Source organism: Hydrogenophaga sp., assembly GCF_022844385.1.
Lineage (GTDB): Bacteria > Pseudomonadota > Gammaproteobacteria > Burkholderiales > Burkholderiaceae_C > Hydrogenophaga.
Genome location: NZ_JALHLX010000031.1, coordinates 1 through 11,989, shown reverse-complemented (window position 1 = coordinate 11,989; position 11,989 = coordinate 1). Strand labels below are relative to the sequence as shown.

Here is an 11,989-nt window from a genome sequence, read left to right as displayed (position 1 = left end):
GTTGCGGGTTCTCCGATCATTTTTCCCAGCCATTTGAACAAGCTGCCTCCCGATGCGGGTTGTTTGAGAAAGGCGAACTGTGCGCTGGCGCGACCCCGCTGGGGATACTGCAACGGAGCTATTTGCACCCGCGCCAAAGAGGGTGTGTACGCTGAAGCACAGACCCGCTGTCGCCGGACGACCACCATGAGGAAACGCTGCCTGAAGCAGCGCCGTCCACTCCCCAGGAGAACACGCATGAGCCCAACCAACACGCCCACCTCGAAAACCGAGCTGGTTGACAAAGACATGGCCGAGCAGGCCCGCCCTGGCCACGGCATTCCCTCGCAAGATCCGGAGGCGGCGGCTCAGTCGCCGCTGAACCCCGACGAGGCTGAGCGCGAGGCCAACTCCGTGCTGGCCGGCGGCGGTGTGATCGTGGGCGCCGCAACGGGGGCGGCCATCGGCACCCTGGTGGCCGGCCCGGTGGGCGCGGTGGTGGCGGGCACTGTGGGGGCTGTTGCCGGCGCACTCGGTGGTGTGGCTGCCGGCCCGCTGGTGAATCAGGACGAACCGGACGCCGCCGACAAAGCCCGGAAAACGCCCCTCAAGCCCTGAGGTTGTCAGCCGCCCACCGGCGCCAGCCAGGCACGCAGGTAGGGCAGCAGCCGGTCTTTCAAGCGCTTGTCGCTGTGCAGCGCACAGAAGTTCAGCGCCAGGGTCTGCACCAGAAAGGCCTCCACCCCCTCGACCAGAATGTCGATCGGCACGTCCTTGCGGAATGTGCCCTGGTCGATCCACCCGCCCAGAATCTCGCCCAGGCGGCCGAAGGTGGTGGCGATCGGGCCGATCTCTTCCATGGCCGCCGCACCCGAGCGGCGCAGGATCACGTCGAACACATACCGCTCCGAGGCCATCAGGTCCACCAGCGGCACCAGGCGCTTGGCCAGTTGCTCCACATCGCGCGGGGCGGGCCGCGCAGCCATCTGGTCGAGCAGGGCGTTGATGCGCTCGCCAATGAGCAGGTCCATCAGCTCGTCCTTGTCCTTGAAGTGCGCAAAGAAGGTGCCTTTGGCCACCCCCGCTCCGGCCACCACCTCTTCAATGCGCAAGGCCTCGAAGCCTTTGTCTGTGACCAGCTCGTGTGCCACGGCGGTGAGGCGGGCTCGGGTGTCGAGGGTTCGTTGCTGGACGGCTTTTCGCATGGGACTGGACTCGCCTGAAAAATGACCGAAGTCAAAATAAATTGACCACGGTCAACAAAATGACTATAAAACTGACTCCGGTCAATTTTACAGGAGCCGCTTCATGAAACGCATCTTCATCCTCAATGGCCACCCGGCCGAGACCTCGCTCTCACGCACCCTGGTGGAAGCCTACGCCGACGCCGCGCGCCAGGCCGGGCACGAGGTCCGCCTCACCCACCTGCACGACCTGCACTTCGACACCGACTTTGGCTGGGTCGATTTCGAGAACCCCAAGCCGCTGGAGCCCGCGCTGGAGCAACTTCTGCAAGACCTGTCGTGGAGCGAACATTTCATGATGTCCACCCCCATGTGGTGGGGCGGCCTGCCCGCCAAGCTCAAAGGCCTGTTTGACCGCGCCCTGTTGCCCGGCCGCGCCTTCGACACCCGCACCAAGACCCTGATCGGCCTGCCCAGACCCATGCTCACCGGCCGCACCGCGCGCGTGGTGATCACGTCCGACACACCCGGCTGGTTCATGCGGCTGGCCTACAAGAACGCGCTGATCTGGCAACTGCGCCGCCAGATCCTGGAGTTCGTCGGCCTCAAGCCCACGCGGCTCACCCACCTGGGGCCGGCGAGTGAGCCGAAGGCGGGGGAGGTGGCGCGGTGGGTGGCGCAGGTGCGGCGGTTGGGCAGCCAGGCGGCATGATCGGGCTGTTTCAAGTTCACCCCAGCTGGAGGCTTCATGGCCCGACTTTTCTCCAACCGCGATCGTTCGTTCGACCTCGGTGTCTTGCCCACCGAACTGCTGGCGCGTGCCGACGTGGAGCCAGTCGCGGGTGTGCGCCAGCCCGGCGATGTGGTGCAGCCCGGTGCCGACGCGGTGCTGGGCGCGCTGCCCGAATACCGCGCGCTCTTTGACCGGCACCTGGATGGCGTGACCGCACCCGGGCGCGCGCCGGTGCCCGACGACCTTGTCACGCGTGCCCGCAACCTCAAGGCGTCGGCCTACTTCCTCGAAGTCACGCTGGCCGGCGTCTGCGAGCTGGGGCCGCAGGACTGGCTGCAGGCAGAACATCCGCCGCACACCCATGCGGTTGTGCTGCTGATGGAGTTCAGCCGTGAACCCAAGCCCGGCGAACCTGGCGCGGAGTGGATCCGCGGCACCAACGCCGAGCGCACCGACCTGCGCTGCACCGAGGTGGCGGTGGTGATGGCCGGCTACATCCGCGCGCTGGGCTGGTCGGCACGCGGGCATGTGGCCGGGCAGACGCTGGTGGACCTGAGCACACTGGCCCAGCGTGCGGGCGTGGCCAAGGCGGTGAATGGCGAACTGGCCATGCCTTTTTCCAGGCGCGGATTCCGCATCGCCGTCGTCACCACCGACTACCCGCTGGCCACCGACCTGCCCATTGCACCGCATGCATCGCTGGACTGGCCAGACGCCGAGACCTACATGGGGGCAGCGGGCACCCGGCCCGGGTTTGAAGACGATGAACTCGCGAAGCGCCCGGTGCACCTGGGCCGCTACGCCATGGAGCGCATCCGCCGTGTCGACGAGCCCACCACCCTGGTGCTGCGCGAAGAAATCACCCGCGTGCCCAAACGCGCCGACCTGTTCACCCGCGCGCTGGCCGGCGACCTCGGCGACAAAGCGAAGACCGAGCGCACCCGCTTTGCCGTCAAGCACCCACTGGCCTTTGCCATGACGCCGCTGATCCGCGCCCTGGTCCCGCTGCAGGGCACGCGCGAACCCCTGCAGCCCACCGGTGTGGGCGGTGACCTGTCGGACCCGCAGCGCAACGCCGACGCCATCAAGGCCCTGGCCCATGTGATGGGCGCGGACCTGGTGGGCATCTGCGAGGCCGAGCCCTGGATGTACTACTCGCACGACGAAGTGGAGGGGCGGCCGATCGAGCCTTACCACCGCTACGCCGTGGTGATGCTGATGGACCAGGGGTTCGAGACCATGGAAGGCGCTTCGGGCGATGACTGGATCTCGGGCGCTCAGTCGATGCGGGCCTACCTGCGCGGCGCCACCATGGCCGGCGTGATGGCCGCGCATGTGCGGCGCATGGGGTATTCGGCGCGCGCGCATTCGAACGCCCATTCCGAACTGCTGCACCTGCCGGCTGTGCTGATGGCGGGCCTGGGTGAGCTCTCGCGCATCGGCGAGCTGATCCTCAACCCTTTCATCGGCCCGCGCTCCAAGTCGGTGCTGTTCACGACCGACCTGCCGCTGGCCGTGGACCAGCCGATCGACTTCGGTCTGCAGGCGATGTGCAACCTGTGCATGAAGTGCGCGCGCGAGTGCCCTTGCAACGCCATTCCCTTCGGCCCCAAGGTGATGTTCAACGGCTACGAGATCTGGAAACCCGACGTGGAGAAGTGCGGCAAGTACCGGCTCACCAACATGAAGGGCTCGGCCTGCGGCCGCTGCATGAAAACCTGCCCCTACAACCGCGAGGACCTGGTGGAGTCCGAGCGGTTGCTGTGGCTGTCCATCGACGTTCCGGCTTCGCGCCGCCAGCTCATTGCGCACGACGACAGCAGCGGCGGCGGCCAGCGCAATGCGGTGAAGCGTTGGTGGTTCGATCTTGAAATCGTGGACGGCGCGGCGGTGGCGCCGCCGGGTGGCGTGAACGAGCGCGATCTCGACCCGTCGCGCACCGACAAGCTGGCCAAAGTGCAAAAACTCGCGTTCTATCCGCCTGCCTTGCAACCGCCTGGCGGCACCACCTTGCAGACGGTCATGCCGATCGACCGCCCCGCAGGACTGGCCGCCTACGCGGCGGCCGAGTCGCCCCCGGCCGCGCGGCGGCGTCGCGTCAAAGGCGCGCCAGAAGCTTGAAGCTCCCTTTATGGCACGCGGTACAGCGCGCAGAGCTTGTTGCCGTCCGGGTCGCGCACATAGGCCAGGTGCATGCTGCCCGATGGGCCGCCACGCGGGCCGGGTGCGTCTTCAATCGACACGCCGCCATGCGCCACCGCTGCGTCGTGAAACGCCTGCAACTGTTCGGGTGACGCGCACTTGAAGCCGACGGTGCCACCGTTGGCGGGGCAGGCTGCTTCCCCGTTGATGGGTTCGCTCACGCAGAACGAGGTGCCTTCGTGGCGAAAGAATAGCCGCTTGTGGCCCGAGCCCGCGGTGTTTTCAACCGGTGCGCCCACGCCGAGCGTGCCGAGCACCGCGGTGTAGAAGATCTTCGAGCGCTCAAGGTCGTTGGAACCGACCATCACATGACTGAACATTGTTTTTCCTTGTGGCAAAGAGTTTTTGCCGGTGGATGGTAGCGCCCGGCGAAGAGCTGAGTGGGTTGCAAGGCTGAAAGCGGCGTGCTGCCTCAGCCGCCAAGCCCTGGCAGCGTCAACCCAGATCGGCCGCCTCGTACAACGGCCGGATCTCGATCTCGATCTCGCTCGGCCCGGGCATCGGGTTGGGGCAGCGCTTCGCCCCAGCGATGGCCTCGTCCATGTCCTTCACTTCCAACATCCAGAAGCCGGCGGCACGCAACTCATCGTTGAAGCGGTCCATCGCTTTCATCATCTCGGTGGTCCAAGGGGAGGGCGTGAAGCCCTTTTCGCTGCCGTCCGTTGCTTTTACGAGGACCATCACGCGCATGGGTCTCCTGTTGAATCAACCTTGTCGGCCAGGTATGACCACGACGCAAGGGCAGACTGGCTTTCAACATTGGTTTGGTGTATTGAATCCCGATCGAGAGGGTTGGGAGGTGGCTTCAGACTGAACTCGGACGTTCGTCTTCGGGGCACCGAATCATCACGAAGATGCCTTCCGGTCATTGCAACAACCAGAGCCCGAACGGCCGCAGGTCCCTACATACCAGTCGTTCCAACACGTTCGGTGGACTGGGAGGTCCGAGCACGGCTTGCAACGATGGATCACTGCGGCATGCGCCGCACCTGATCAGATGAACAGACCCGGGTGTCTCGGGTCTGTTGGAGTTCCTCCAGTCCAATGGCCTGTCGCGCGAACACCCGAATCTGCATGCAGCCCCACCCTGGTCTGCAGGCCGCGGATGAAAGACGCAGTTGTCACGCGCCGTGCCGGGGCACGACCCGTGTGCCAGCGTGCCGCATTAGCAGGCCTGAGACATCTTCCAGTGCCCCGATGCCGGCCATGCCGCCGCCGTGGTTCACAAAATCGCACGCCGCCTGCACCTTGGGGCCCATCGAGCCCGCAGCGAAGTCCAGTGCGGCGAGCTCCTGCGGGGTCACGTCACCCAGCGCACGCTGGGCAGGTGTGCCCCAGCCGGTGTACACCGCCGGCACGTCGGTGAGCATGAGGAAGGCATCGGCCTGCAATTCGGCGGCCAGCAGGCCGCTGGCGTGGTCCTTGTCGATCACGGCTTCAACGCCGATGAAGGTCCCGTCGGCGAGCTGCGCCACCGGGATGCCGCCACCGCCTGCGCAGATCACGGTCACACCCTGCGCCACCAGCAGGCGGATAACTTCGATCTCGAGGATGCGAATCGGCCTGGGTGATGGCACCACGCGCCGCCAGGCATTGCCGTCGGGTGCGATGGACCAGCCGCGTTGTTCTGCCAGTCGTTTCGCATCGGCCTCGCTGTAGACCGAACCCACCGGCTTGCTCGGGGTGGCAAATGCGGGGTCCTGCGGGTCCACCTCAACCTGCGTCAACAGCGTGGCAAAGCGCGCGTCCCCCGTATAGGCGTTGTCCAGTTCCTGCTGCAACACGTAGCCGATCATGCCCTCGGTTTCGGCACCGAGCACGTCGAGCGGAAAGGCGGCCTTGCCAGCGGCCTCACCCTGCAGCGCAAGCAGCCCCACCTGCGGACCGTTGCCATGGGTGATGACCAGCTGGTGCCCCTCGGCCATGAGCTGGGCCAGCGCCACCGCTGCGCGGCGGATGTTGGCGCGCTGCGTGGCCGCGCTCACCGGTTCACCGCGGCGCAACAGCGCATTGCCTCCCAGGGCCACAACGACGAGTGCCATTTCAGCCGCCCAGGGTGGCGACCAGCACCGCCTTGATGGTGTGCATGCGGTTCTCTGCCTGGTCGAACACGATGGAGGCCGGGCTCTCGAACACCTCGTCGGTGACTTCCATGGCTGAGATGCCGTGCAACCGTTCGATCTGTGCACCCACTTCGGTCTCGGTGTTGTGGAAGGCCGGCAGGCAGTGCATGAAGCGCGCGCGTGGGTTTCCGGTCAGCGCCATCGCCGCGGCGTTCACCTGGTAGGGCATCAGCAGGCGGATACGCTCGGCCCAGACCGATTCGGGCTCGCCCATCGAGACCCAGACGTCGGTGTAGAGAAAGTCGCAGCCCTTCACGCCGGCAGCCACGTCCTCGGTCAGAAGGATGCGAGCCCCGCTGTCGCGGGCCAGGACCTTGGCCTCATCAATGATGGTCTGCTCGGGCCACAGCGACGCCGGTCCACACAGGCGCACGTCCATGCCCAGCTTGGCCGCGCCGATCAGCAGCGAGTCGCCCATGTTGTTGCCGGCATCGCCCAGAAAGCAGAACGCGATCTCGCGCAGCGGCTTCTCGCAGTGCTCGCGCATGGTCAGCAGGTCGGCCAGGATCTGCGTGGGGTGAAACTGGTCGGTGAGGCCGTTGTAGACCGGCACGCCGGACCACTTCGCCAGCGTCTCCACCACCGCCTGGCCAAAGCCGCGGTACTCGATGGCGTCGTACACCCGCCCCAGCACCCGCGCCGTGTCCTTGATGGATTCCTTGTGGCCGATGTGGCTGCCCGAGGGCCCGAGGTAGGTGACGGTGGCGCCCTGGTCGTGCGCCGCCACCTCGAAGCCCACGCGGGTGCGGGTGGAGTCCTTCTCGAAGATCAGCGCGATCTCCTTGCCGCGCAGCCTGGGCTGCTCGGTGCCGGCGTACTTGGCCGCCTTCAGGTCGGCGGCGAGCTTGAGCAGAAAGCCGATCTCGTCCGCCGTGAAGTCGCGCAGGGTCAGCAGGCTTCGGTTTTTCAGGTTGAATGCCATGGTGTTTTCTTTCAAGCGTCGCGAGAGATGGGGCAGGTCATGCAGTGGCCGCCGCCCCGGCCGCGGCCGAGTTCGCTGCCGCGGATGGTGATGACCTCGATGCCGGCCTTGCGCAGCAAGGTGTTGGTGTGGGTGTTGCGGTCGTATCCGATCACCACGCCCGGCTCGATGGCCACCACGTTGTTGCCGTCGTCCCACTGTTCGCGCGCTTGTTCGTAGCTGTCGCCTCCCGTTGGTATGACGCGCAGTTGCGGGAGGCCAAGGCATTGCGCCACCACCTCGAACAGCGGCCGGCTTTCGCGCCGGTGGTCGATGCCGCCACGATCGGTCGGGTAGAGGCTGTGGCAGACGACCTGGTTCGCCACGTCCACGAAGCTGGTCACGGTGTCGCGGTCACAGAACGAGAACACGGTGTCCAGGTGCATGGCCGCGCGGGACTGCGGCATCTGGCAGGCCACCACGCGCTGCACGGCACCGGCAGCAAACAAGGCCTGCGCCAGCTGCCCCACCGCCTGCGGCGTGGTGCGTTCGCCCATGCCGACCAGCACCACACCGTTGCCGATGGGCATGATGTCGCCGCCCTCCAGCGTGGCCGGGCCGTGGTCCATGTCAGGGTCGCCCCACCACACCGGAAAGCCGGCCTGCGCAAACAGCGGGTGGTGCCGGTACACCGCCGCGGTCAGCAGGGTTTCCTGGCGCCGCGCGGGCCAGTGCATGGGGTTGAGGGTGACGCCGCCGTAAATCCATGCGCTGGTGTCGCGCGTGAACAGCATGTTCGGCAGCGGTGGCAGCACGAAACCGTCGGCCCCCAGGCAGGGACCGAACATGCCGGCGGGCTTGAACGGCAGGTCGTGCACCGCCACACCGCCGATGAGGTAACGCGCCAGCGCTTCGGCGGGCAGTTCCCACAGCCAGCCCTTGAGCTCGTCGAGCATGCCCACGCCCACGTGGTCGGGTGTGATCTTGCGTTGCAGCACCCATTCGCGCGCGGCCGGGATGGCCAGGGTTTCCGCGAGCAACTGGCCCATCTCCAGCACCTCGACGCCGCGGTCCTGCATCTTGGAGACGAAGTCGAAATGGTCGGTGCGTGCTTGCTGCACCCAGAACACGTCGTCGAACAACAGCCCGTCGCAGTTCGCTGGCGTCAGGCGTTCGTGCGCCAGGCCGGGCGCGCTCACCAGCACGCGCCGCAGCTTGCCCACCTCGGAATACACGCCCAGCCGGATTGCACCGTCATCGGTGGCGCCCATGGCGTTCACAGCAGCACCGCCGCACTCAGGCTGGCCATGCTGAGCACGGTCAGCATCAGCATCAGCGGCCAGATGAAGCGCACCCAGCGTTGGTAGGGCACCCGGCCAATGGCCAGCGCGCCCACCACCACGGCGTAGGTGGGTGTGACCAGATTGGTGATGCCGATCGCCGTCTGGAACGCGGTCACGGCCAGGTGGCGCGGCACGCCGGCGAAGTCGGAGAGCGGCGCCAGGATGGGCATGCTCAGCACCGCCAGCCCCGAGGTGGACGGCACCAGCAGGCTGAGCAGGCCTTCGGTGGCAAACAGGGCGTTGACGAAGGCCACGTCGGGCATGCCGGTGATCCAGCCTTCGAAGGTGTGCAGGATGGTGTCGGTGATCTTGCCTTGGTCCATGATGACCACGATGCCGCGCGCCAGGCCGATCACCAGGGCCACGCCGAGCAAGTCGCGAGCGCCGTCGACAAAGGCGGTGGTGAAAGGCTTCTCACCCATCCACGCCAACAGCCCCACCGCGATGGCCGAGGCCAGGAACAGGGCCGACATCTCGGCCATCCACCAACCCTGCGAGGCGACACCCCAGACCATGGCAACAAAGGTGGCGCCAAACATCAACAGAATGAGCTTCTGCCGCCCAGTGAGCAGCGCCTCGCGATCGCCCTCGTGGTTGCGCAGGAAATGCGCCTCGTTGGACGCCTTGAGATCGGCCACCAGCGAGGTCGATGGGTCCTTGCGCACCCGTTCGGCATACCGCATCACATACACCACGCAGATCAGCCAGCCCAGTGCGAGGATCAGCAGTCGCAGACCCATGCCCTGGGTGAAGGGGATACCGGCTGCGTTGGAGGCAATGGCGGTGGAGAACGGGTTGATGGTGGAGCCAATCACGCCGACGCCCGCACCCACCATGATCACGGCGACGCCCGTGAGTGCGTCATAGCCAACCCGGATCATCAACGGGATCAGGAGCACATAGAACGCCAGCGTCTCTTCGGCCATGCCGTACGTCGTTCCACCGGCAGCAAAGAGCAACATCAGGGCGGGGATCATCCATTTCTCGCGGCCCTTCAGACCGAGCATGACGCGCTCGATACCGGTGTTGATCGCGCCAGTGGCGTTCACCACGCCCAGGAAGCCACCGATGACGAGTACGAAGAGCGACACATCGATGGCGTTGGCCATGCCTGTGCTCTGGTTGTAGAAACCAGTGATGGGCGCCAGCAGCACGTCGAACACGCCTTGCTGCGAGGCTTCCACCACCTGGTAGGTGCCGGGCACCGGAGCGTCCTTGCCCAAGGCCTCATTCGCCGCGCGCTGGTATTGACCAGCGGGCAGGATCCAGGTCAGCGCTGCCATCAGGATGATCAGCGCAAAGAGGATGGTGTAGGCCGTGGGGAACCGGTCTTGAACGCTGGGCGTATGCGAGACGGGTTCCTGCAAGCTCGCTGGATCTTTCATGGTTGCCTCCATTCACGCGAACGTGTCTCCCTCCTCCAGAATGGCGGGTGGAGTGCGATACGTGGCGCCCATGGTGTGCCTGCGGTGTCGGGTTCCCCTTGATTTGAATCAAGAGAATGGGTGCTTTCGATGCAGCAGCGAAAGCACCAGAAGAAAATGAAAGCTGCGCTTCCAAAGTACTGCCCTTGATGGGCTTCCCCCGGTTTCCCGGACACATCCAATGACATGATGTGTCCAAAGCCACCGTGCCTCGAGTTTTGAAAAGTCCGGAATTCGGGGGAGACGTCAGTTGGTGGGCTGTAACGTGCTTCAGGCCTGCTCTTCAACGAAGGTGTTCTTGTGCAAATACCCCGCTCGATCCTGTTGCACATCGATGGTTCGGCGCATTCGAGTGCCCGCATCCCGGTGGCGCGCACGCTGGGCGATGACTTCGATGCCGAAGTCATCGCCCAGCCGTGCATGCTGACCGCGCTGGCGCGGTACCCCTATGCGGTGGGGGTGGCGGCGTCCGTGGAGTCGATGCAGGAACTGGACCGGGAGTGCCTGCGGAAGCCACATGCCGCTTTCATCAAGGCCGCCGCGGGCTCGAACCGGCTTCGCTGGGCCGAGCCCCTCCCAGACGGACCGCGGGGCTTTGCCCGCCGCGCGCTCCACGCCGATCTGATGACCCTGGGTCAACGCGACGCAGACGATCCGGCCACTGGCGATTTGCCTGCGGATTTTCCTCCTGGCGTGCTTGTCGACAGCGGTCGGCCAGCGCTGATCCTGCCCTGTGCAGGCGACGGCGCCGACGATGCATTGCGCGGACGGCAGCGCTACCTCAAGGTCGCGTGCTGATGTCGCATTGAACGGGAGCCGCTTCTAATGCCACTCACTTTCGATCCCTGGCACGCCGGCGCGTTCGCTGTCGAGGTGGCCATGGCCTCAAGCGCTGCAGCTGAGGGGCTTGGCGCGCTGCGCGCGCAGCGGCTCGCGGCCCTGTTTGAGGCTGCAGCCCGAGGTTCTGCGCGCTACCGCCGCGTGTTTGCCGGACGCGATCCAGCCAGCACGCGCCTGGAGGATCTGCCCGTTGCGCACAAGACGGAACTGATGCGCCACTTCGGTGACTGGGTCACGGACCCTGAGATTTCTCTGAACCAGCTGCGCCGATTCATCGCCAAGCCGGGCAACATCGCCAAGGACCATCTCACACGCTACACCGTCTGGGAGAGTTCGGGCAGCAGCGGTGAGCCAGCCGTCTTTGTGCAGGACGCCCGGGCCATGCATGTCTACGACGCGCTGGAGGCCCTGCGCCGCCCCGTGCTGCGTCCGTTGCAGCGCTGGCTGGACCCGTGGGGGCTGACCGATCGCATGGCCTTTGTTGGCGCCACCGGTGGGCACTTCGCGAGCACCGTATCGGTCGAGCGCCTGCGGCAACTGCAGCCAGGTCTCTCGCACCGCCTGCGAGGCATGTCGTTCCTTCAACCGATGGAGGCGCTGCGCGCCGAGTTGGAGGCGTTCCAGCCGACAGTGCTGGCGACCTATCCGAGCGCTGCCGTGATGCTGGCAGAGGAGCATCGTGCAGGCCGCCTGCGCGTGGACCTGCGCGAAATCTGGACGGGTGGTGAAACCCTGTCGCCAGCGCAACGCACCTTCGTGCGCGAGAGCTTCGCCTGCCCTGTGAGCCAGAGCTATGGCGCCTCGGAGTTCCTGTCGCTGGCGTTCGAATGCCGCCTCGGCGCGCTGCACCTCAACAGCGACTGGGCCATCCTGGAGCCGGTCGACGCGCAGGGCCGCGCCGTGCCGGATGGCCAGGCCGGCTGCACGACCTTGCTGACCAACCTGGCCAACCACGTCCAGCCGCTGATCCGCTACGACCTGGGAGACCGGGTGACGTTTCTGCCAACACCCTGCACATGCGGCTCGCACCTTCCAGTCATCACCGTGTCCGGGCGCGACGACGACACGCTGCAGTTGGCGGGCGGCCGGGGACGTGCGTGCGTGCAGGTGGTGCCGCTGGCGGTGAGCACCGTGCTGGAAGACGCCGGATTGTTCGACTTTCAGCTGGTGCAACAGGGACCGCGCGAGCTGCTGCTCACCACCAGCATGCAAGGCAGCCGGGGACAACACGTGCTGGATGCAGCCCGCGAGAAGCTGCAG

At 66.1% G+C, this 11,989-nt stretch carries 11 protein-coding genes and 1 pseudogene; 5 read left to right on the top strand and 7 right to left on the bottom strand.

What is annotated here, in order from left to right:
• The first annotated feature begins 237 nt into the window (after window positions 1–237).
• Window positions 238–597 (top strand): hypothetical protein, encoded by a 360-nt coding sequence (locus Q0C59_RS08210; RefSeq protein ID WP_291213972.1) that lies wholly within the window; start codon window positions 238–240, stop codon window positions 595–597.
• A 5-nt stretch (window positions 598–602) separates the two neighbouring features.
• Here Q0C59_RS08210 and Q0C59_RS08205 read toward each other — a convergent pair whose 3' ends face one another.
• Window positions 603–1,184, bottom strand: coding sequence for a TetR/AcrR family transcriptional regulator (locus tag Q0C59_RS08205; protein WP_291213970.1), 582 nt, complete (start codon window positions 1,182–1,184; stop codon window positions 603–605).
• A 103-nt stretch (window positions 1,185–1,287) separates the two neighbouring features.
• Between Q0C59_RS08205 and Q0C59_RS08200 the strand changes: the two genes are divergently transcribed.
• Both Q0C59_RS08200 and Q0C59_RS08195 read left to right on the top strand, forming a co-directional pair.
• Complete coding sequence (locus tag Q0C59_RS08200; RefSeq protein WP_291213968.1) at window positions 1,288–1,875, top strand: NAD(P)H-dependent oxidoreductase; 588 nt, start codon at window positions 1,288–1,290, stop codon at window positions 1,873–1,875.
• 36 nt (window positions 1,876–1,911) lie between these two features.
• Entirely contained in the window at window positions 1,912–4,017 is a 2,106-nt protein-coding gene (locus Q0C59_RS08195) for a reductive dehalogenase domain-containing protein (RefSeq protein WP_291213966.1), read from the top strand.
• Between the two features lie 8 nt (window positions 4,018–4,025).
• Here the strand turns inward: Q0C59_RS08195 and Q0C59_RS08190 are convergent, their stop codons facing one another.
• From Q0C59_RS08190 to Q0C59_RS08165, 6 genes and pseudogenes are all read right to left on the bottom strand, one after another.
• Window positions 4,026–4,418 (bottom strand): VOC family protein, encoded by a 393-nt coding sequence (locus Q0C59_RS08190; RefSeq protein ID WP_069045661.1) that lies wholly within the window; start codon window positions 4,416–4,418, stop codon window positions 4,026–4,028.
• Between the two features lie 118 nt (window positions 4,419–4,536).
• Window positions 4,537–4,788: pseudogene (locus Q0C59_RS08185) on the bottom strand (YciI family protein); the annotation flags it as partial.
• Between the two features lie 431 nt (window positions 4,789–5,219).
• The gene (arcC, locus tag Q0C59_RS08180; RefSeq protein ID WP_291213964.1) at window positions 5,220–6,140 is read right to left on the bottom strand and encodes a carbamate kinase; all 921 of its coding nucleotides are present in this window, start codon (window positions 6,138–6,140) and stop codon (window positions 5,220–5,222) included.
• 1 nt (window position 6,141) lies between these two features.
• A complete protein-coding gene (gene argF, locus Q0C59_RS08175) occupies window positions 6,142–7,143 on the bottom strand; it encodes an ornithine carbamoyltransferase (protein WP_291213962.1) in 1,002 nt (333 codons plus the stop codon).
• 11 nt (window positions 7,144–7,154) lie between these two features.
• The gene (gene arcA / locus Q0C59_RS08170; RefSeq protein WP_291213960.1) at window positions 7,155–8,393 is read right to left on the bottom strand and encodes an arginine deiminase; all 1,239 of its coding nucleotides are present in this window, start codon (window positions 8,391–8,393) and stop codon (window positions 7,155–7,157) included.
• Window positions 8,394–8,398: 5 nt separating this feature from the next.
• Complete coding sequence (locus Q0C59_RS08165; RefSeq protein ID WP_291213958.1) at window positions 8,399–9,850, bottom strand: YfcC family protein; 1,452 nt, start codon at window positions 9,848–9,850, stop codon at window positions 8,399–8,401.
• Window positions 9,851–10,189: 339 nt separating this feature from the next.
• On the opposite strand from Q0C59_RS08165, the gene Q0C59_RS08160 reads away from it, so the two are divergent.
• Complete coding sequence (locus tag Q0C59_RS08160) at window positions 10,190–10,687, top strand: hypothetical protein (RefSeq protein WP_291213956.1); 498 nt, start codon at window positions 10,190–10,192, stop codon at window positions 10,685–10,687.
• Between the two features lie 27 nt (window positions 10,688–10,714).
• Window positions 10,715–11,989 (top strand): phenylacetate--CoA ligase family protein (locus tag Q0C59_RS08155; protein ID WP_291213954.1); only part of this gene is annotated, 1,275 nt, incomplete at its 3' end.

Excerpts from the sequence above, each read along its gene's own strand:
- argF (WP_291213962.1), bottom strand. The coding sequence starts at position 7,143 with ATGGCATTCAACCTGAAAAACCGAAGCCTGCTGACCCTGCGCGACTTC.
- arcA (WP_291213960.1), bottom strand. The coding sequence starts at position 8,393 with ATGGGCGCCACCGATGACGGTGCAATCCGGCTGGGCGTGTATTCCGAG.
- Q0C59_RS08200 (WP_291213968.1), top strand. The coding sequence starts at position 1,288 with ATGAAACGCATCTTCATCCTCAATGGCCACCCGGCCGAGACCTCGCTC.
- Q0C59_RS08210 (WP_291213972.1), top strand. The coding sequence starts at position 238 with ATGAGCCCAACCAACACGCCCACCTCGAAAACCGAGCTGGTTGACAAA.
- arcC (WP_291213964.1), bottom strand. The coding sequence starts at position 6,140 with ATGGCACTCGTCGTTGTGGCCCTGGGAGGCAATGCGCTGTTGCGCCGC.
- Q0C59_RS08205 (WP_291213970.1), bottom strand. The coding sequence starts at position 1,184 with ATGCGAAAAGCCGTCCAGCAACGAACCCTCGACACCCGAGCCCGCCTC.
- Q0C59_RS08190 (WP_069045661.1), bottom strand. The coding sequence starts at position 4,418 with ATGTTCAGTCATGTGATGGTCGGTTCCAACGACCTTGAGCGCTCGAAG.
- Q0C59_RS08165 (WP_291213958.1), bottom strand. The coding sequence starts at position 9,850 with ATGAAAGATCCAGCGAGCTTGCAGGAACCCGTCTCGCATACGCCCAGC.
- Q0C59_RS08195 (WP_291213966.1), top strand. The coding sequence starts at position 1,912 with ATGGCCCGACTTTTCTCCAACCGCGATCGTTCGTTCGACCTCGGTGTC.